This window comes from Paenarthrobacter sp. NPDC058040, assembly GCF_042885775.1.
Taxonomy (GTDB): domain Bacteria; phylum Actinomycetota; class Actinomycetes; order Actinomycetales; family Micrococcaceae; genus Arthrobacter.
Window position 1 is genome coordinate 13,597 of record NZ_JBHVRN010000016.1, and the last position, 18,449, is coordinate 32,045.

The window sequence follows — 18,449 nt, forward strand, 5'->3', positions numbered from 1 at the left end:
CCCCACAACGCGGTGGTTAGTGCCGCCGTCGGGCGTTTTGGGTCAGTGGCTGCCCGGCGTTTCGCCGTCTTCGAAAATCCGGGACGCCGGTCCAACGATCAGGGCGTCGGGTTCGCCGACGAGTTCAACGTCCAGAACGGAGAAGCCGGGGAGATGGGAACCAAGAGCAGTCATGGCCAGACGGTAGCGCCGGGAAGTTAACGCATCGTGAATGCGCGGCGTTTCAGTGAGCGGACGGGGTGAGGGCGCTACGATGACCTCGTTGAGCAGTTCCCTGATAGGCCGGCCCCAGACCGGCAGCTACAAGGAGGAGCACGGCAATGGCAGGTAAGTTCGAAATTTACAAAGACAGCTCAGGGGGATTCCGTTTCCGGCTCAAGGCCGCCAACGGGGAGGTCATCGCCACCGGTGAGTCCTATACCACCAAAGCAGCTGCCAAAAAGGGCATCGAGTCAGTGAAGACCAACGCAGGATCGGTCGTGGTGGACCTGACTGAGTCGTAATCGGATGACTTGGCCGGCTGACGCCAGCCAAACCGGTTAAAGAAAGCAAGGCCCCGTGGTCCTTTACTGGACACGCGGGGCCTTGCTGCGTTGTCAGGCGCTGGTGGCGTCCTGAACTTCGCCCACGAGTTCTTCGATGATGTCCTCCAGGAACAGCATCCCCGTGGTGATTCCCTCCGCGTTGAAGACGCGGGCTATGTGGGCCCCGCTCCGGCGCATGGAAGCCAGGGCATCTTCGAGTTCGCTGCCAACGTAGGCAGAAGCCAGGCGACGGATCCGTTTCTCCGGGACGGGCCGGTTGAACTTCTCCGGCGTGGTCAGGTCCATGACGTCCTTCAGGTGGAGGTAACCGGACGGTTCACCGTTGGCATCCGTGAGGATGTACCGGGAGTAGCCGTGTTCCGCCACTGTTCGCTGGATGTCCGCCGGCGAGGAGGTCGCCGGCAGAAGCACCATGTTGGCAATGGGCACTTCCACATCACCGACCGTTTTTGACGTGAACTCGAAAGCCGCCGTCAGGGTGCCGCTGGTGTCATTGAGGGTTCCCACGCGAGTGGACTGCTCAACAATGTTGGCTACTTCGTCCAGGGTGTACGCGCTGGTTGCCTCGTCCTTCGGTTCAACACGGAACAGCCGAAGGATCGAGTTGGCAATGCCGTTCAGGGTCCAGATCACCGGCTTGAAAACCTTGGCGACCATGACCAGCGGTGGTGCCAGGATCAGCGCTGCCCGCGTGGGCACGGAGAACGAAATGTTCTTGGGGACCATTTCACCCACCACAACGTGCAGGAAGGTCACCAACAGGAGCGCCACCGCAAACGCGATGATGCCGATGGCCTCCGCCGGAAGCGAGGTCAGGCCCAGCGGGATTTCGAGGAGATGGTGGATGGCCGGTTCGGACACGTTCAGGATCACCAAGGAACACACCGTGATGCCCAGCTGGCTGGTTGCCAGCATCAGGGTGGCATGCTCCATGGCCCACAGCGTCGTCTTAGCGGCCTTGCTGCCAGCCTCGGCCTTGGGCTCGATCTGCGAACGGCGGGCTGAGATCACAGCGAACTCAGCGCCGACGAAGAACGCATTGACCACAAGGAGGATCACCAGCCAGATGATGCCGGGAAGGTACTCACTCATGGCCAAGCTCCTCGGAAATCTTGTCGATGATCTGGTCGTGGGTGCTGGTGGTTTCCGCTTCGGGGTCCGGTGTGAAGCGGACGCGTCCCAACTGCGGACCGGCTACCCTCTCCACGCGGAGCACGCCATCGGAGATGGCCACTTCGTCGCCGAGCTCCGGAACGCGGTCCAGCTGGTCGGACATGAATCCGGCCACAGTGTCGTATTCCTCGCCTTCGGGCACAACGATGCCGGTCCGGTCCAGCAATTCGTCCGGGCGCAGGGACGCGTCGAAGGTGATGGAGCGGCCAACGCGGACCACCCCGGCCCTGGCACGATCGTGTTCGTCCTCAAGTTCGCCCACGATTTCCTCCACGAGGTCCTCAAGGGTGACGATGCCGGCTGTTCCACCGTGTTCGTCGGAGACGATTGCCACCTGCAGGCCCTGCTTCCGGAGAAGCACCAGCAGGGCATCGACGTCCTTGGACTCGGGAACATACAGCGGTTCGGTCATCAATTCCGTGGCGGTCACGGCTTCGCGCTGATCCAATGCCACGGCGAAGGCGTGCTTGACGTGAAGGACACCCAACACGTCGTCACGGTCCCGACCGATCACAGGGAACCTGGAGAAGCCCGTGGCGGTGGCCAAAGCCACGATTTCGCCCGCCGTGTCATCGGCGTCTACTGCAACCATGCGGACACGCGGTGTCATGACATCGCCGGCTGTGTGCTCCGAAAAGCGGAGCGTCCTGTCCAGCAGTTCGGCATGGTCCTGGTCGAGGACACCTTCCAGCGCTGAGCGACGCACCAACGAGGTCAGTTCTTCCGCGGACCGGGCCCCGGACAGCTCTTCCTTCGGTTCAATACCGAAGGAGCGGATGATCCGGTTGGCGGTGTTGTTGAAGAGCAGGATCACGGGCTTGAACACGGTGGTGAACAGGGCCTGGAATGGAACAACAACCTTGGCGGTGGCCAGTGGCAGGGCCAGGGCGAAGTTCTTGGGAACCAGTTCACCGATCACCATGGAGAACACCGTGGCAATGAAGATGCCGACCACAGCACCAACGCCCGGAATGAACGCGTCCGGTAATCCGGCGGACTGGAGCGGGCCACGGAGCATGCTGCTGATGGCAGGTTCAAAGGTGTAGCCGGTGAGCAGCGTGGTCAAAGTGATGCCGAGCTGGGCACCGGAGAGGTGCGTCGACGTGATTTTCAGGGCATTGATTGTTGGCCCCAGCCGCTTTTCGCCGCGGGCTTGGCGGGCTTCGAGCTCGGTGCGGTCAAGATTGACCAGCGCAAACTCGGAAGCGACGAAGAATCCTGTGCCGACAGTGAGGACAAGGCCTATGCCGAGCATGATCCATTCATACATTCGGGCGCCCCTCTCCCGTGAGGACCGGCAATCCGGTCAGGGGGCAGAGGGGCCTGGGCATATGTGAAGGAGGGTCATCCATAGTGTGGCCAAGTCTACTGGGTGACCGTCCGCCGTCGTGCGCTTGTGCGCCGGAGGCTGAAACCGGAACCGGATGGTGGGCCCGGACGTTGGGTGTTTGGCTTTCCCTTACCAGGAACTCGCGCCCGCCTGATGTGACGCATAGGGCCCTTTAGTACAGTTGTACATATGGCTCACGACTACTTCTTGGGTGATCCGCGAACGAACCATCAACGCATGGTCGCCGGTGATCTCTATATCTCGGACGATCCGCAAATTTCGGCGCTTCAGCAGGCAGCGATCTCCTTGGCCGGCAAGTTTCATGCGGTTTTCCTCGAGGACGTCGACAAGGCGCAGGAGGTACTGCGGCAGTTGTTGGGCTTCGTAGGCGATGAGGTTCATGTCCGGGCCCCAATCTTTGTGGACTACGGTTCGAACATCAGCATAGGTGATGGAACGTTTATCAATTACAACCTCACCGCGCTGGACGTGGCGCCGATCCGTATCGGCAGGAACTGTCAGATCGGTCCAAATGTTCAACTGTTGACGCCTACTCACCCCGTCGAAGCAGGTCCGCGCCGGGACAAACTTGAAGCCGCAAAGCCAATCACCATTGGCGACAACGTGTGGCTGGGTGGCGGGGTCATCGTCCTCCCGGGCGTATCCATCGGTGATGACAGTGTCATTGGCGCAGGCTCTGTCGTGACCAAGGACATTCCGGCGGGCGTTGTGGCCATGGGCGCACCGGCACGTCCAGTTAAAGCAGTGGAGGAGGGTGTTGACCATGGTTCGTAGATTTGACCCCGAACGCCGGGACAGGATTATTGAGGCAACCCTCGATCTGATCGCATCCGAAGGTGTCGCCGGAACATCGCACAGGAAGGTTGCCGCCCTCGCCGACGTCCCGTTGGGTTCCATGACATACCACTTCTCCGGAATGGACGAACTCCTGCACGAAGCGCTGACCCTCTTCGCTACGAGGATCAGTGACAGATTCGAGCGACGCATGGATGAGGCGACTTCAGGGGAAGAGGTCAAGGAAGCTGTCGTTGAGATGATCCTTGAGGATACCTACGGTGACCGGAATGGGCTCGTTCTCACATTGGAGCTGTACACGTTGGCCGCCCGTAAGCCGGCGTTCCGCCACCTTACTCATGACTGGATGATACGAAGTAGAACCGCGTTTGAAAGACACTTTGACCCGGAGGTCGCCCGGCAACTGGATGCTTTGGTTGAAGGCCTTTCCATCCACAGGGCTTTTGAGCCGCAGGACTACGATCGAATTCTTGTCATGGACGCGGTGAGCAAGCTGCTCGACGGGGGAGTAGCTATCAAAGCATCCCCCGAACCGCTGGGCCCCGGGCTACTTTTCTCGGACGGGCCGACCACGCCTTGAGCCGTTAGGACAATGGTCCGCGCTGCTGCCTGCTTCGTTCAGCGGCCAATGTTTTCAATGCCAGTGCAACCTGGTCCAGGGAGTCCTGGCGCGATCGGCGTCGTCGTGCGGGGGACGCCTGTACCCGTTTCTGCCGTCCCTTCAATGGGGTAGCCGGGCGCTGGTAGTCCTTAACGCTGCCCCCGTCCTTGGCGAACGGGTCGTGGAAGATTACGTGGACGCTTCCGTCACGTGACCTGCGAAACGAACGCTGGGAGTGGATGTTGAGCTGAGACACTTTGCGTCCTTTCATTGGCTGCAGCATGCGTCGCCTACAGGAGAACTTGTGATCGTCGAACAGTACGAAACGACTGGAGCCAACTATAGGTAGTTCTTATGAAAAATTCTAATCGTAGGTATATTTACTTTTATAAAGTCGATCAAAGCTTTGGCGGGTAGTGGGGCTAGGAGTGTGGCCGATGCAGAGCCCTGTTCTAAGTGACATGGACAGGGCGGCCATTTCATCTCTGATGCTGGGGGAGAGCCGCTGACGGTGAAGGATTTCCTGTCGGAAGCGACCAGATCTTCAACAGACAACCTCATTCAGCAATTGGGCCTGGTACAGCCTGTTGAATATCTCCCGACGGGGACTTTTCTGACGGTGGAGGTCTCGCCACGTCAACGAACCGACCCGTCCCCACTCCAAATGGAAATCTCCGGCGAGGGCGGCGTGATCCTATGGGGCCCCCGCGCTGCAGGCGACGTCGCGTTCTTGGACCTCACTCGTCCGGTTCAAGAGCAGCGGTTTGGCTCTCTGAAGTGATCCATGACGCCTCTTGGCCCGCTCTGTAGTTGGCTACTTGTTACGCATCGCCGGCTCACCGTCCAGGTCCTGCTTCCGGCGAAGCTTCCGGGCGCTGCCAATATTCGCCGCCGAAGCCTTCGCCAGGAGATCCTCGCCCAGGAACCGGGAGTCGGTTTGCTTCAGTGCGACCCTTCGGAACGCGAGGCCGTCAAGTAGAACTTCCAGAATCCGCGCCGTCTCTGGATCAAAGCATCTTTCAAGAATCTGCAGACTCCCCTCGATCCACTCCGTTACCAGGGGAAGGCATTCCTCGTCGTGAAGAACCAGGGCCTGAAACTCGCGTGTTAGGGCCAACGCAAGTGAGGCGCTGGGGGACTCTTCCGTAATGAATGCCACGAGTTCTGCGCAGGCCTCGTCTGGATCAGAGATGCCGGAAAGGGAAACGTCCAAGCGATCCAGTTGAGCGTCTACGAACTGTCGAAATACCGCGCGAAGCAAGTCTTGCATCCCGGCAAAGTGATATGTGAGGGATCCAAGCGGAACATCCGCTTGCGCGGCAATCCTGCGAAGGCTCGTTCCGGCGACTCCGGTCTCTGCCACGACGAGAAGCGCAGCTTCAACGATCCGCTGCTTGCGTTGAGGGTCGTACCGGCGGGTGCGCCTTGGTGAAGGCCGGACAGACGCCTCACGTGCATTGCGGATTTCGAGGTTCTGGCCTCCTCTGGGAATGCCTCCATCATGGGTCGGAGGTGCATGGTTCTCGCTGGTCATTTCATGCCTCTCGAAAAAACCTAAAGATACGTACGTACGTACACTGGACTAGGGTTAGGGACGATCGTACACTAGATGCAGCAAGAATGTGACGAGGGTCACCAAATGGGGGCCAGAAATGGCCCATTCCGAACCCTATCCAAAGTTCATGCTTGAGTAAATCAATATTCCGTGTACTCTTGCTTATAGGTGATGCGCCTCACTGAGGACACCCATAACTCGTAGCCCCGGAGCACACCAAGGCTCAAGCAGACACTAGATGGCTACAATCGAGAGGTTTTTGAGGAATGACTGTTCAGACTTCTTTGCCGGCCCTTGGCCCGTCAAAGACGCACTACGATGTCGTTATCATCGGTAGCGGCATGGGCGGCGGGACCCTGGCTTATGCCGTGAAGGACAGCGGCGCCAGTGTATTGATCATCGAACGCGGCGGCTTTGTTCCACAGGAGCCGCAGAACTGGGATCCGGACGCCGTTTTCGAGCATGGCCGGTACAAGAACGCCGAGAAGTGGTACTCCTCTTCAGGAGAGCCCTTTAGCCCGGGCACGTATTACTACGTCGGTGGTAACACGAAGTTCTACGGTTCATCGCTGGTGCGATTCCGCCGCGAAGACTTTGCCGCTTCCGAGCACGAAGAAGGATCTTCCCCCCAGTGGCCCTTTGACTACGACGCCCTGGCTCCCTACTACTCGCGGGCCGAACGCGTCTACAAAGTCCACGGAGACAACACCGACGACCCCACGTTGCCCCGCGACGAACCGTTCCCATACCCCGCTATTGGGCACGAACCGGAGATCCAGAAGGTCGCCGATGATTTGCGCCGACAGGGACTTACCCCCTCCAACATCCCCCTGGGCATTGACTATCGGCAGGGCGGAGCCTGCATTCGCTGCCGCACGTGCGACGGATTCCCGTGCCGGGTCCTGGCCAAAATGGACGCCGACGTCGCGTGCGTCCGCCCCGCCCTTGAATCGGGGAACGTAGAAATTCTGACCGGCGCCTATGCCGAGAAAGTCCTGATGGACGCTTCCGGCCGTACAGCAACCGGCGTGCAGGTTGCGGTCGGTGGCGAGAACGTCATCGTTGACGCAGGAAAGGTCGTCATTTCCTGCGGTGCTGTGAACTCGGCCGCCCTGCTGCTCAGGTCGGCGACGGATAAGCACCCCCAAGGGCTCGCCAACTCCTCCGGTATGGTCGGCCGGAACTACATGGTGCACAACAACAGCATCATGGTCGCCTTCCACCCGAAGCGAAACAAGGTTGAATTCCAGAAGACTCTCTACTTCAACGACTACCTGCTCAAAGGCACGAAGGATTTTCCGTACCCCCTTGGCCATGTCCAGCTCATAGGCAAGCTTCAGGGAGCCATGCTGGTTGGGCAAAAGCCTCTGATCCCCAAGTGGGTCCTGGACATCGCTGCTGGCCACAGCATTGACTGGTGGCTGTTCACCGAAGATCTCCCTGACCCCGAAAACCGCGTGACCCTTAGGGACGACAAGGGAATCCAAATCAACTGGAAACCCAACAACGTGCGCGCCCACCAGTTGCTGGTCAAAGAGGTCAAAGGGATCCTGCGCAAAATGGGCTACCCGATGATCTTCAGTGAGACCACCGGAATCGCCGTGAACTCGCACCAGGCAGGCACGATCAAGGCCGGAGTTGATCCCAAAACATCCGTCCTGGACCCAAACTGCCGAACCCACGATGTCGACAACCTCTTTGTCGTTGACTCGTCCTTCTTCCCATCGCTGCCAGTGATGAACCCGGCGCTGACGATTGCCGCAAACGCCTTCCGCGTTGCAGACCACATAGTGCCTGGCGCCAGCCAGCACTGGTCAGCGGCCCGCCAGAACCAATTTCTACCGATAACACCCGTACTTACAGGAAGTAACCACAATGACTGAGAAGCAGCTGACCGGCGGACAAATGATTGTCGACTGCCTGATCCGCGAAGGCGTGGATCGAGTCTTTGCCGTACCCGGCCACGGCAACACCGCGCTTTTGGACGCTTTTGTGGACCGCTCAGATGAAATCCAGGTGATCCCGGCCATGCACGAGCAGGGCGCTGCACATATGGCAGACGGGTACTACCGTGCCTCGGGAAAGATCGCCGCCGTTTGTACGTCGATTGGCCCGGGCGCCACCAACACCCTGACCGGTCTTGTGACTGCCTTTGCTGACTCCCAGCCTTTCATCCTCATCACCGGCGCCGTCCACACGTACATGGAGAACCGAGGGGTGCTCCAGGAAATCGACCGGCCGCACGGTAACAACTTCCCTCGAATGGCCGAACCGGTCGTCAAGCGTTGGTGGCAGCCGAGCCGTCTGGATCAGATCCCGACGGTCATGGCCCAGGCATTCAACACCATGAACGAGGGTCGGAAAGGTCCCGTCCTCGTCGACGTCCCCCAGGATCTGCAGGCCGAGTTCGGCAGCTACGTGCACGTCCCTGGTGACCGACGCGCCCGGACGCGTCCAACCGGCGACGCTGGAGCCATCGCAGAGGCAGCTGCCCTGCTCGCCTCCGCCAAGCGCCCGGTCATTCTGGCCGGTGGTGGGGTGATCGCTGCCGATGCTAGCGAGGAATTGCGTGCCATTGCCGAACGCCTCGGTGCACCCGTCACCCACTCCTTCATGGGCAAGGGCGCATTCCCGGCCGACCACGACCTCTACGCTTGGCCATGTGGCGACATGGGATCCATCCCTGGCAACAGAATGACCACGCAGGCTGATGTCATCCTCGCCGTCGGCTGCCGTTTCAGCGACCGCATCACCTCCTCCTACAAGGAGGGCGTCACCTTCAACATTCCGTCCAAGACCAAGCTGGTCCAGATCGACATCGATGGTTTCGAAATCGGACGTAACTACCCGGTGGAAGTCGGCGTTGTCGGTGACGCAAAGAGTTCATTGGCTCAGCTCCGCGAACAGTTGGGCGAAGGCCCTGACTACCATGGCACTGAGTACTTCGAGGAACTACAGGACTACAAGCAGCGCTGGGAAAACCACCTCGCACCCATGCGCGAAACGGACTACCTGCCCATGACCAACTCCCGGGCCATGGTTGAGATCCGCAAGGCCCTGCCGCGTGAGGGCATCCTGGTTACCGACTCCAGCAACCCCGCCAACCAGGCGTTCAACGAGTTCCCCATCTACGGACCGAAGACCAACATCGTTGCCGGCGGCATGTCCGGCATCGGCTTCGGCCTTCCCGCGGCCATCGGCGCGCAAATCGCCGTCCCGGAGACACCCGTCCTCGCGATGGTCGGTGACGGCAGCTTCCTGCAGACCGGAACCGAGCTCTCAACGGCTGTCATGCTGGGTACCCCGCTTGTCGTCGTTGTGTTGAACAACGGTGGCTGGGAGGCCATCAAGGATCTCCAGATCAGCTTGTTCGGCGCTGACCGGAGGCTCATCACCAACTGGTGCACTCCGGACGGAAAGCCCTACTTCGCAAACATCGCAGAATTCGCGCGCTCCCTGGGCTGCACCGCCGAACGGGTCGAGGATCCGGCACGACTGGCGGAGGCAATCCAGCGTGGCTTCGCGACGGATGGCCCCGTCGTCATCGAGGCCATGAGCGCCCACGAACTTCCGTGGAGCGAAATGCATCCGACCGGTTGGTGGGACATCACCGTACCCGCCTACCACGGTGAAACCCGCGACGAATACGTCGCTCAGCGCGGTTTCTAAGCGAGCAAAGCCATGGGCACCGTCCAGCTTGGTCTCAATCTCGAGTTTGCACGCTACGAAAATGGTTCATTCGATTGGGCCATGGACCAGGCGGCTGAAATCGGCTACCGGTATGTGGAGCCCATGGTTCACTGGGGCCGTGAACTCCTGAGCGAGGCCGGCTACTTCCACAGCAGGTCCATGCTCGATGACCCGCTCAACCTTAAGAATGCAGCACAGAGACGTGGGCTGCAGATCTCCTCGATCTCAGCCCACGCTCCGCTGGCCAAACCGGACATCGCCGTCGACTACCTCAAACAGGCCATCCGCTATGCAGCCGAATGTGGCTCACCCATGATCATGGTCGACGACGGTCCGGTTCCTGGCTGGACCACGGAGGAAGAAAACTTCACCCTCATGAAGTACACCCTCCAAGAAGCTGCTCGGGTGGCAGAGCCTCGCGGCATCGCCATCGCCATCGAAACACACGGCCCCCACACGGCAACACCTGAAGGGCTGGACCAGCTGATGAAGCTGGTCGACACTCCCGTCCTGACCATTAATCTGGACACCGGAAACAGCTACCTGAGTGAGAACGACCCTCACACCTGGCTGGAAAACATCATCTCCAGCGTCACCCATTTGCACGCCAAGGACATCTCCGTCGAAGACGCCAGGAAATACCGCGGCAAAGTCCGCGGCATGCTTGGCTGCGCCTGCGGGGAAGGCGTCATTGATTGGGAACGCATCGTTCGCACCCTGGCATCCGCCGACCACGACACAGTTCTCTCCGTTGAATGCGGATCGTTGGATGCCGCAACCAAGAGCTTCCACTACCTGAGCGATGTCATCAGACGTGTAGGCCAACTCTCTCCCCAACCCATCAGCTAATCGGAGGAATAGTAATGAACAACAACTCTTCGCTGGTTTCCAACATGTCCCGGCGCGGTTTCTTCTCCCTCACGGGAGCGGCGGCCCTGACAGCCTCGCTGGCCGCCTGTGCAGCAGGCGGGGGCAGCAGCTCCGGAGGTTCCGGAACACTGAAGTTCTGGGACATGCCTTGGGGTCCTTCAGGGTACGCCGCTGAAGCCGAGAAGCTTGCAAAGTCGTTCACCGGTGCCGGGAACGTCAAAGACGTCTCCTACCAGCAAGTTCTCTGGAACGGCTTCAACGAGACGTATTCCTCGGCCATCGCATCCAAGACCGGCCCGGCCGTTTCGACGGGCGGCGGATTCCAAGCATTCCAGTTCGCAGCTCAGGGTGCCGTCGAGTACGCGGACAAGCTCATCGAATCGTTCAAGTCCAACGGACTCCATGACGACTTCCTGCCCAACGTCCTTGACGCCATGAAGACCCCAGACGGTTCTGTTGCCATTCCGTGGGCTGTTGACATTCAGACCATGTGGTACCGCAAGTCCGTGCTGGACGCCGCAGGGGTTGCTGTCCCAACCACCTGGCCGGAGTTCATCGAAGCCGGCAAAAAAATCGCCGCCAAGGGATACTACGCCTGGGGCATCAGCGGCGGTAGCGGCAACTTCGGTCCCATGGCTGTCTTGAGCCTCATGATCAACAATGGAGGCGGCCTCTTCAACGACGGTGGGGAACTCGACATCCTCACGGACCGCAACATCGAAACATCAGAGTTTGTCATCGAAGCGGTCAAGGCCGGCCTCACCGATCCTGGTGCCGTTAGCCTGAAAGACGACGACTTGGTCACTCAATGGACCAATAAGAAGATCGGCATGGGTTTCTACTACCTCGGTCTTGACGATGCAATTGGCGATAAGGACATCGTCGTGATGGATCCGTTGACGGGACCTCACGGAGACAAGGGAACGATCCAATACGTCAACAACATCATGATGTACAAGAACACGCCTTCCCAGGAAGCGTCGGAGGCCTTCGTCACGCATTACCTCCAGAATATGAAGGTCCTGTGGGAAAAGAAGCTGGTCACACAGCTCCCAGCGCTCAAGTCCATTGCTGAGGCCCCCTTCTTCACAGAGAGCGCTTCCAACCTCGAGATCGTAAAGAAATGGCAGCCGATCGCGAAAACACTTGCTTCCAAGGGAAACCAATCATCGGCTAAGCTCGCCGCGATCGATGGCGGCCAGGCCATGGCTGATTTCTGTCAAACCCTCCTCGGCGCGAAGACCGACGCCAAGTCGGCCCTCACCAAGCTCGAGAGCGATATCAAGGCTGTTATCTCATCATGACTTCCCAATCTTCAGTAGTTGACTCACCCGCTGGGGGATCACAGATCCCCCAGCGGGTGAAGCCCCAAGCCTCAACCCGCCGGCCCAAGCCGCGGCGGCCGCACGTGCCTGGACAGTCACGCATCACGATGGCGATCCTGATCGCGCCATCAGTCCTCATCCTCTTGCTGACCAACGCATACCCGATCATCTACGCGGCCTTCCAATCCGTTCATGACGGATCGCTGATCAACACGGGCGACTTCGTCGGGCTGGATAACTTCGCCCGGGTTCTCAGCGGGGAAGCATTCTGGAGGGCCGCCGGCTTCACGTTGGTATTCACCATCACTGGAGTCTTTGGCAGCTGGCTGGCCGGACTGGGCATAGCACTTATTTTGCAGAAAAGAGTCCCAGCGCGTGGTCTCATCAAGACCTTGCTGCTCCTTCCCTGGGTCGTCCCGGTAGTAGTTTCCTCGACATCCTGGAACTGGCTTTTGGGTACGGACTCAAGCCCTGTACCCACGCTCTTCCGCTCGCTGGGGCTGGGCGAAGTACGGTTCCTCTCAGATCCGTTCCTCGCCCAGGTCACTGTCTGCTTGTTCATCGTGTGGCTGAACTTTCCATTCATGATGCTCATGATGAGCGCTGCACTAACATCCGTAGATGAAAGCGTGTACGAAGCCGCCAAGATCGACGGTGCAACGCCGCGTCAGCAGTTCATGTACATGACCCTTCCCATCATCGCGAAGCCGACCTACATCTCGTGGGTTCTCATGACGATTTTCTGCGTCAACGAATTCCCGGCAATCTACCTCCTGACACATGGAGGACCCGTAGGCTCCACCAGCACCCTCGTCGTGCTTGCGTACAGGACCGTTTTCCAAAACTTCCAAACCGGACCTGGCGTAGCCATCGCCTTCACCATGACCCTCGCATTGGCGACGGTCGCAACCTTCCTGTTCAGGCAGATCCGAAAGTCGAGAGTCGAATGACCACCACCCAGCTCCCCCGAACCCTCGGAAGCGCACAGGTACGTCGGAACCTCGATCCGGCAGACCGCGGAAAATGGAAGCGTTTCTGGCTCCTGATCGCCATCGCAGCAGTTGCCCTGGTTCCCATCGCAGGCACCTTCATTTTGTCGTTGCGGTCCAACAACGGGACCGGGGACTTCACATTGGAGAACTTCATCCACGTCATCGCCGACACCCAGGTCGTCGCGTGGTTGCTAAACAGTCTCCAGGTAACCTTGGCCACCGTCATCGTGTCCGTCCTGGTGGCAGCTCCTGCCGGGTACGTTCTCTCCCGAGGTCGTAGCCGGCTAGTCGAAGGATACTCGCTGCTGCTCTTCGTCATTCAGTCTCTGCCGGTGATCACTTCCGTCATCCCGCTGTTTATCCTGTTTTCGGGCATGGGGCTGGCGGATAATCTGATCGGTATCACCATTCTGTACGTGGCCAGTTCGATGTCGGTGGCCACCTGGATGATGGCCTCCTATATGGATGGAATCCCGGGCAGCCTTGAAGAGGCCTCCTGGATCGATGGTGCATCCGTCTTTGGGAGTTTCTGGCACATCGTGCTCCGGAACTCACTCCCAGGGGTACTCTCTACGGCGATTTTCACCTTTCTCATGGCCTGGAACGACTACCTGGTTGCCAGTATCTTCCTCCGTTCATCCGGAACCTTCACCCTCCCAATTGGTGTACAGACCTTCTTCCAGCAACACTCCACCGACTGGGGCTCGGTCATGGCCGTTGCTGTGATCATGATGCTTCCACCGGCGATAGTGTTCGCGACCATGAACAAGTACTTCAGCGTCGGCGGCGTTGCCGGGTCACTCGCCGGACGATAAGCACGTGGCGGTCGGGCAAATTCGCGAACGAAGCCGTGCGGCCGCCACCCTTCACGATCACAGCTGGCACCAAGCCCCCAGATGTACCCATAACGAGAACGAAAGGAGCACACGCCTTGGAATCCAAAGACAAGCCGTCCGACAGGTCGTCCTCGGCAGCCGGCGACGACGTCTACTTACCGTTCGGTGCAACCGATCCGGATTTCTACTTCCCTGCTGAGCAGGACCGCGCAGGTCGGATATCCAAATGGCTGCGCTCAATCCCGATTTTCGGACGATAGAAGAATGCCTTCTGCGACCTGCAACGCGCGAGGGACCTTGTCTTTGCCCTGCAGAGACGACAAGGCGGGTTTCACCTCGGGAGGTGACACCCGCCTTTTGGCCGACCTGATACGTCCTCGGATGACCGCAGAAAGTTCTATGTCAGCCCAGAAAGGCCTCTATGTCATGCGCACCAGTGAGGATTTCGGCCGTCCCATGATCGGAGGTTTGATGGTCGATCAGCGCCGAATGAGCAAGCCGCGCCATCTCCTTGGTCGCAGGCGAAAGCAACTGTCCGTGGCGCTTGATCAGCGCGAGAGTGTCGTACATCGGGTCGGCCATGGAGATCGCATGTAGTCCGAGGGGATACACCTCGGACTCCAGAGCCGCGCGGCACGCTATGGTGTCGCCGAACCCATCGGCCGCCAAAGACAGGGCCGCGGACAGATACTCCACCTCAATCCCAGCGTTGATGGCTTTGCCACGAAGCCGGGCACGGGAAGAGAGCTGCTTCCGGGCGGGGTCTGTCTGGGCGTAGTGAGCGTCATAGAGAATCAACGGAGCCTCGCAGATAGCGTCAATATCAGGCGGGGTTTGCGTCCGCTCAGGGTTCGCACTGATATAGACGACCTCATCCCGGGCCAATGGCAGCACATCCAGGTGATCGTCCTCGATCGGCAGAGTGACAAGGCCCGCCTCCAACTGTCCGCCAACGACGTCGCTGACAGTCTCGGCGCTGTTCTGTCCGACAAGCCGGATACGGACGTTAGGGTGTTTCTGGCGGAACCGTTTAGCCAGGTCTTGCCGGATATAGAACTCTGCGTTCCGCAACAGGCCGAACGTTGCGGTGCCACCCCCCAAGGAAAGCAGCGCATTAACCGCATCCGTGCCCTGTTTGGCCGAGAACACCGTCTGCTCAGCGTAGGGAAGGAGCTCTTCACCTGCCGCCGTGAGCACGAGCGCCCGGGCGCTCCGGTTAAAGAGCGGCACGCCGAATTCACTTTCAAGCCGGCGGATGAGATCCGAGACGGCCGGCTGGCTCATACCCAGCTCGGCAGCTGCGGCCGTAAAGGTCTGTCCCGTGGCTGCTGCCACAAATGCTTCAAGCTGGGCCAATGTCATAAGTCAATCCTATAGGTCGCGGGAAAGGGCCGCCGGAACCGGTGGCTGATCCGGTAACCTTCCGCCGCCCGCAACAACGTGCGGCTGCAGAAGCTGCTCCAAGAGGTCAGGATCCATAAGCTCCCGTTGAAGCACAAGATCGACAACCGGGGTTCCTGTCCGCAGGGCTTCGGCAGCTATCTGGCCAGAGACGTGGTAACCCAGGTACGGGCTCAATGCGGTGACGATCCCAATACTGTGGGCAACATGGTCCTCAAGTGTCCTCTCGTTGGCGGTGATGCCTGCAATGCAGGCCTCAGTCAACGTGATTGCCGCAACGCGCAAGTGGTCAATACTCCGAAAGAGGCATGCGGCGATGATGGGCTCGAAGGCACTCAGCTGAAGTTGGCCTGCTTCGGCTGCCAAGGAGACAGTGACATCCGCACCCATGATTTCGAAGGCAACCTGGTTCACAAGCTCCGGAATCACCGGGTTGACCTTACCGGGCATGATGCTGGACCCAGCCTGCCGGGCAGGGAGGTTGATTTCTGCCAGGCCTGCCCGCGGACCGGAGGACAGCAGCCGAAGATCGCTGCTGATCTTGGACAGTTTAATGGCGGCCCTCTTAACAGTGGCCGAGATCAGGACGAACACCCCACAGTCCTGCGTCGCTTCCACGAGGTCGGGACTGGTTGTCACGGGCAAACCCGTGATGGTCTCGAGCTTCTCACGGACCGTCGCCGCGTAGAGGGGATGTGTGTTGAGCCCTGTCCCGATTGCCGTCGCTCCCAGATTGATCTCATGCAGGTGGGAAACGGCTTCGGTTAACCGTTCCACGTCTTCGCCTATGGTCACGGAATACGATCTGAACTCCTGTCCGAGCGTCATCGGAACAGCATCCTGCAGTTGCGTCCTTCCCATCTTGACGACATGGTCGAACTCGGCAGCCTTGGCTTCACAGGACCTCTGAAAGCCATCGAGGGCCGCGAGCAAAGCCTGGCAGTTCCAGATGGTGGCCAGCTTGAGCGCCGTTGGGTAGACGTCGTTGGTTGACTGCCCCAAGTTGACATGTTCGTTGGGGCTCAGGACGCGGTAAGACCCTTTTGGCTGCCCTAGGTGCTCCAGTGCGCGGTTGGCGATCACCTCGTTGGCGTTCATGTTTGTTGACGTTCCCGCGCCCCCCTGGATCAGGGACAGCGGAAACTGGTCCGCCAACTTTCCGGACCTCAATTCGCGGCACGCGTGGATGATCGCCCCACCGACGCTGGGATCCAGGAGGCCGAGTTCCACGTTGGCCTCAGCAGCCGCCTGTTTGACGGCGGCAAGGGCGCTGACCAGACCAGGCGTTTCTCCCACCGTTTCGCCGCCAAGGCGGAAATTTTCTGTCGCGCGGAGAGTATGGACTCCCCAATAGACGTCCGCAGGGACTTCGCGGGCGCCGAGCAGATCGGTTTCAACGCGAGTGCGCGCTTCCTGGATCACGTTCAACCACTCCTGACTTGGTCGGCTGCGAGGCGTGGAACCACGAGATTCCACTCTCGAGCCTTGTATAAGCTAACCTTGTGTTTATGCTGAAAAGCATAGCATTAGCTTTTATCTGACAGCTAGAGGTCGGATCTAAAATAAGTAAAAGCTTTCGAGTCTGTCGCTTACCCGGTGATAATGCTATGGTTGAGGCGTTTCCAAAGTAACGTGGAGCACACGCACTACCTGCGCTTTGGCTCCAGAAACGAAAGAGAATCCATTGCGCACTTCCCTTAAAAATGCAGAAGTTACAGTGTCGGACCCCACCTCTCCTCCGGGCGTGCGTGAGACCGTCGAAACCGTCATCGCCGATGTGCGTGACCGCGGCGACGAGGCCGTTCGGAGCTATTCCGAAAAGTTCGACAAGTGGTCACCCGAGTCATTCCTGCTGTCCCAAGAACAAATAGCCGCTGCCATCGCGCGTCTACCGGAGCAGACCGTCGAAGACATCAAGACGGTCCAGCGCAACGTTGAGCGGTTCGCCCGGCTGCAACTGCAGTCACTGACCGAGTTTGAGGCCGAAGTTGAACCCGGAATTATTCTGGGTCAGAAGAACATTCCGATCGACGCTGTGGGCGCCTACGTCCCCGGCGGGCGATACCCGCTTCTGGCATCAGCGCATATGACGATCGTGACCGCCAAGGTTGCAGGCGTCCGACGGGTCGCCGCCGCGACGCCTGCAGCAGGTGGAGTCATTCCTGACGCGTCGGTTGCTGCCATGCACTTCGCCGGCGCCGATGAGATCTATCTGCTCGGTGGCGTCCAAGCCGTAGCCGCTTTGGCTGTTGGAACCGAGACCATAGCACCGGTGGACTTCCTTGCCGGTCCAGGCAACGCCTACGTTGCCGAGGCCAAGCGTCAGCTGTTCGGCGAGGTCGGTATTGATCTCTTCGCCGGCCCGACCGAGGTCCTGATCGTTGCAGACGAAACGGCCGATCCTTTCCTCGTCGCTGTCGACCTGCTCAGCCAGGCAGAGCACGGCCCGGACTCTCCTGCCATCCTGGTTACGACCTCACGCGAAATCGGCGAGCAGGTCCTCGGGGAGATCGAGCAACAGCTCGTCGGGCTTTCAACTCGGGCAGTTGCCGAAGTAGCCTGGCGCGATCACGGCCAAGTAATTCTCGTCGATGACCTCAAGGAGGCCTATGAAGTCGCGGACGAGTTTGCCAGCGAGCACGTCCAGATCCTGACCCGCAACCCACGCGAAGCCCTGGACAATATGATCAACTACGGCGCCTTGTTCCTTGGTGAAAACACTTGCGTGTCATTCGGCGACAAGGTCATCGGAACCAACCACGTACTTCCCACCCGGCACGCCGCCCGATACACCGGCGGGCTCTGGGTTGGAAAGTACCTCAAGACGGTGACCTACCAGGAAGTCACGTCCGCAGCCGCCAGCGCAGAACTTGGAGAGCTGCTCGGCAGGGCCGCCCGGGCAGAAAACTTCGAAGGACACGCCCGGTCAGGTGATATCCGGGCTGCCCGCGCGGCCGGTAAACGACCGGCCTGGGCTTCCTAGACCCTCAGCTTCGGTGGGGCGCCCGAGTGGGGGCGCTCCACCGGAGGTTACCAACCTGGCAGCGTAGCCCGGTCACAACCGAGGAGCACAGAATGAGCATCATCCCCAAGCATCGCCGAGGCAAGAGTGAACATGCCGCCCGGTGGCTCGCCACGGCTAGACAGTTCTTTCGCGGTGCAACTGCTGAGAAGAACGTCTCTGTCAGTCACACGACCATGCTGCCAAGCGGCAGCCTGTTCAGCACTCTTTACGCAGGCAGCCATCTGCCCGTCCAGCGACCCAGCCGCAGCCAGTGGACTCGATAGCCCCGCCGTCGTCGCCGCTCACCGCCC

Annotated in this window: 18 protein-coding genes; 12 read left to right on the forward strand and 6 right to left on the reverse strand. The window is 59.6% G+C overall.

Annotated elements, in window-relative coordinates; genetic code table 11:
• Window positions 1–42: 42 nt before the first annotated feature.
• A complete protein-coding gene (locus ACFVSJ_RS20170) occupies window positions 43–174 on the reverse strand; it encodes a hypothetical protein (protein WP_387438847.1) in 132 nt (43 codons plus the stop codon).
• Between the two features lie 146 nt (window positions 175–320).
• On the opposite strand from ACFVSJ_RS20170, the gene ACFVSJ_RS20175 reads away from it, so the two are divergent.
• The gene (locus ACFVSJ_RS20175) at window positions 321–503 is read left to right on the forward strand and encodes a YegP family protein (protein WP_387438848.1); all 183 of its coding nucleotides are present in this window, start codon (window positions 321–323) and stop codon (window positions 501–503) included.
• 93 nt (window positions 504–596) lie between these two features.
• Here the strand turns inward: ACFVSJ_RS20175 and ACFVSJ_RS20180 are convergent, their stop codons facing one another.
• Both ACFVSJ_RS20180 and ACFVSJ_RS20185 read right to left on the reverse strand, forming a co-directional pair.
• Window positions 597–1,637: a hemolysin family protein gene (locus tag ACFVSJ_RS20180; RefSeq protein ID WP_387438849.1), complete on the reverse strand. Its 1,041-nt coding sequence runs from the start codon at window positions 1,635–1,637 to the stop codon at window positions 597–599.
• Entirely contained in the window at window positions 1,630–2,988 is a 1,359-nt protein-coding gene (locus tag ACFVSJ_RS20185; RefSeq protein ID WP_387438850.1) for a hemolysin family protein, read from the reverse strand. Before ACFVSJ_RS20185 ends, ACFVSJ_RS20180 begins: the two co-directional genes overlap by 8 nt.
• A 249-nt stretch (window positions 2,989–3,237) precedes the next feature.
• On the opposite strand from ACFVSJ_RS20185, the gene ACFVSJ_RS20190 reads away from it, so the two are divergent.
• Both ACFVSJ_RS20190 and ACFVSJ_RS20195 read left to right on the forward strand, forming a co-directional pair.
• On the forward strand, window positions 3,238–3,843 hold the full coding sequence (locus ACFVSJ_RS20190) for a sugar O-acetyltransferase (protein WP_387438852.1): 606 nt from the start codon (window positions 3,238–3,240) through the stop codon (window positions 3,841–3,843).
• The gene (locus ACFVSJ_RS20195) at window positions 3,833–4,444 is read left to right on the forward strand and encodes a TetR/AcrR family transcriptional regulator (protein ID WP_387438963.1); all 612 of its coding nucleotides are present in this window, start codon (window positions 3,833–3,835) and stop codon (window positions 4,442–4,444) included. Before ACFVSJ_RS20190 ends, ACFVSJ_RS20195 begins: the two co-directional genes overlap by 11 nt.
• Before the next feature lie 835 nt (window positions 4,445–5,279).
• On the opposite strand, the gene ACFVSJ_RS20200 is transcribed toward ACFVSJ_RS20195, so the two are convergent.
• Window positions 5,280–5,999, reverse strand: coding sequence for a TetR/AcrR family transcriptional regulator (locus tag ACFVSJ_RS20200; RefSeq protein WP_387438853.1), 720 nt, complete (start codon window positions 5,997–5,999; stop codon window positions 5,280–5,282).
• Window positions 6,000–6,286: 287 nt separating this feature from the next.
• Here ACFVSJ_RS20200 and ACFVSJ_RS20205 point away from each other — a divergent pair, with 287 nt between their 5' ends.
• The 7 genes from ACFVSJ_RS20205 (at window position 6,287) to ACFVSJ_RS20235 (ending at window position 13,993) form a co-directional block, all read left to right on the forward strand.
• Window positions 6,287–7,903 carry a GMC family oxidoreductase gene (locus ACFVSJ_RS20205; RefSeq protein WP_387438854.1) on the forward strand — a complete coding sequence of 539 codons (1,617 nt, stop codon included), beginning with the start codon at window positions 6,287–6,289 and terminating at the stop codon, window positions 7,901–7,903.
• Window positions 7,896–9,689: a thiamine pyrophosphate-binding protein gene (locus ACFVSJ_RS20210; RefSeq protein ID WP_387438855.1), complete on the forward strand. Its 1,794-nt coding sequence runs from the start codon at window positions 7,896–7,898 to the stop codon at window positions 9,687–9,689. Before ACFVSJ_RS20205 ends, ACFVSJ_RS20210 begins: the two co-directional genes overlap by 8 nt.
• Window positions 9,690–9,701: 12 nt before the next feature.
• Window positions 9,702–10,559: a sugar phosphate isomerase/epimerase family protein gene (locus ACFVSJ_RS20215; RefSeq protein ID WP_387438857.1), complete on the forward strand. Its 858-nt coding sequence runs from the start codon at window positions 9,702–9,704 to the stop codon at window positions 10,557–10,559.
• Window positions 10,560–10,573: 14 nt separating this feature from the next.
• Window positions 10,574–11,884, forward strand: a complete 1,311-nt coding sequence (locus tag ACFVSJ_RS20220; protein ID WP_387438858.1) for an ABC transporter substrate-binding protein — start codon at window positions 10,574–10,576, stop codon at window positions 11,882–11,884.
• A 104-nt stretch (window positions 11,885–11,988) separates the two neighbouring features.
• Window positions 11,989–12,855 carry a carbohydrate ABC transporter permease gene (locus ACFVSJ_RS20225; RefSeq protein ID WP_387438859.1) on the forward strand — a complete coding sequence of 289 codons (867 nt, stop codon included), beginning with the start codon at window positions 11,989–11,991 and terminating at the stop codon, window positions 12,853–12,855.
• Window positions 12,852–13,712, forward strand: coding sequence for a carbohydrate ABC transporter permease (locus tag ACFVSJ_RS20230; protein ID WP_387438861.1), 861 nt, complete (start codon window positions 12,852–12,854; stop codon window positions 13,710–13,712). Before ACFVSJ_RS20225 ends, ACFVSJ_RS20230 begins: the two co-directional genes overlap by 4 nt.
• Before the next feature lie 116 nt (window positions 13,713–13,828).
• Window positions 13,829–13,993, forward strand: coding sequence for a hypothetical protein (locus ACFVSJ_RS20235; protein WP_387438862.1), 165 nt, complete (start codon window positions 13,829–13,831; stop codon window positions 13,991–13,993).
• 142 nt (window positions 13,994–14,135) lie between these two features.
• Here the strand turns inward: ACFVSJ_RS20235 and ACFVSJ_RS20240 are convergent, their stop codons facing one another.
• Both ACFVSJ_RS20240 and ACFVSJ_RS20245 read right to left on the reverse strand, forming a co-directional pair.
• The gene (locus ACFVSJ_RS20240; RefSeq protein ID WP_387438863.1) at window positions 14,136–15,095 is read right to left on the reverse strand and encodes a LysR family transcriptional regulator; all 960 of its coding nucleotides are present in this window, start codon (window positions 15,093–15,095) and stop codon (window positions 14,136–14,138) included.
• A gap of 9 nt (window positions 15,096–15,104) precedes the next feature.
• Complete coding sequence (locus ACFVSJ_RS20245) at window positions 15,105–16,556, reverse strand: aspartate ammonia-lyase (protein ID WP_387438864.1); 1,452 nt, start codon at window positions 16,554–16,556, stop codon at window positions 15,105–15,107.
• Between the two features lie 322 nt (window positions 16,557–16,878).
• Here ACFVSJ_RS20245 and hisD point away from each other — a divergent pair, with 322 nt between their 5' ends.
• The gene (hisD, locus tag ACFVSJ_RS20250; protein ID WP_387438865.1) at window positions 16,879–18,117 is read left to right on the forward strand and encodes a histidinol dehydrogenase; all 1,239 of its coding nucleotides are present in this window, start codon (window positions 16,879–16,881) and stop codon (window positions 18,115–18,117) included.
• A gap of 92 nt (window positions 18,118–18,209) precedes the next feature.
• Window positions 18,210–18,422 carry a hypothetical protein gene (locus ACFVSJ_RS20255; RefSeq protein ID WP_387438866.1) on the forward strand — a complete coding sequence of 71 codons (213 nt, stop codon included), beginning with the start codon at window positions 18,210–18,212 and terminating at the stop codon, window positions 18,420–18,422.
• The last annotated feature ends 27 nt before the right edge of the window (window positions 18,423–18,449 follow it).

What these genes read in the sequence shown, in the direction of transcription:
- ACFVSJ_RS20185 (WP_387438850.1), bottom strand. Translation starts at nt 2,988, where the DNA reads ATGTATGAATGGATCATGCTCGGCATAGGCCTTGTCCTCACTGTCGGC.
- ACFVSJ_RS20240 (WP_387438863.1), bottom strand. Translation starts at nt 15,095, where the DNA reads ATGACATTGGCCCAGCTTGAAGCATTTGTGGCAGCAGCCACGGGACAG.
- ACFVSJ_RS20205 (WP_387438854.1), top strand. Translation starts at nt 6,287, where the DNA reads ATGACTGTTCAGACTTCTTTGCCGGCCCTTGGCCCGTCAAAGACGCAC.
- ACFVSJ_RS20190 (WP_387438852.1), top strand. Translation starts at nt 3,238, where the DNA reads ATGGCTCACGACTACTTCTTGGGTGATCCGCGAACGAACCATCAACGC.
- ACFVSJ_RS20255 (WP_387438866.1), top strand. Translation starts at nt 18,210, where the DNA reads ATGAGCATCATCCCCAAGCATCGCCGAGGCAAGAGTGAACATGCCGCC.
- ACFVSJ_RS20215 (WP_387438857.1), top strand. Translation starts at nt 9,702, where the DNA reads ATGGGCACCGTCCAGCTTGGTCTCAATCTCGAGTTTGCACGCTACGAA.
- ACFVSJ_RS20220 (WP_387438858.1), top strand. Translation starts at nt 10,574, where the DNA reads ATGAACAACAACTCTTCGCTGGTTTCCAACATGTCCCGGCGCGGTTTC.
- ACFVSJ_RS20195 (WP_387438963.1), top strand. Translation starts at nt 3,833, where the DNA reads ATGGTTCGTAGATTTGACCCCGAACGCCGGGACAGGATTATTGAGGCA.
- ACFVSJ_RS20200 (WP_387438853.1), bottom strand. Translation starts at nt 5,999, where the DNA reads ATGACCAGCGAGAACCATGCACCTCCGACCCATGATGGAGGCATTCCC.
- ACFVSJ_RS20180 (WP_387438849.1), bottom strand. Translation starts at nt 1,637, where the DNA reads ATGAGTGAGTACCTTCCCGGCATCATCTGGCTGGTGATCCTCCTTGTG.
- ACFVSJ_RS20170 (WP_387438847.1), bottom strand. Translation starts at nt 174, where the DNA reads ATGACTGCTCTTGGTTCCCATCTCCCCGGCTTCTCCGTTCTGGACGTT.
- ACFVSJ_RS20230 (WP_387438861.1), top strand. Translation starts at nt 12,852, where the DNA reads ATGACCACCACCCAGCTCCCCCGAACCCTCGGAAGCGCACAGGTACGT.
- ACFVSJ_RS20175 (WP_387438848.1), top strand. Translation starts at nt 321, where the DNA reads ATGGCAGGTAAGTTCGAAATTTACAAAGACAGCTCAGGGGGATTCCGT.
- ACFVSJ_RS20210 (WP_387438855.1), top strand. Translation starts at nt 7,896, where the DNA reads ATGACTGAGAAGCAGCTGACCGGCGGACAAATGATTGTCGACTGCCTG.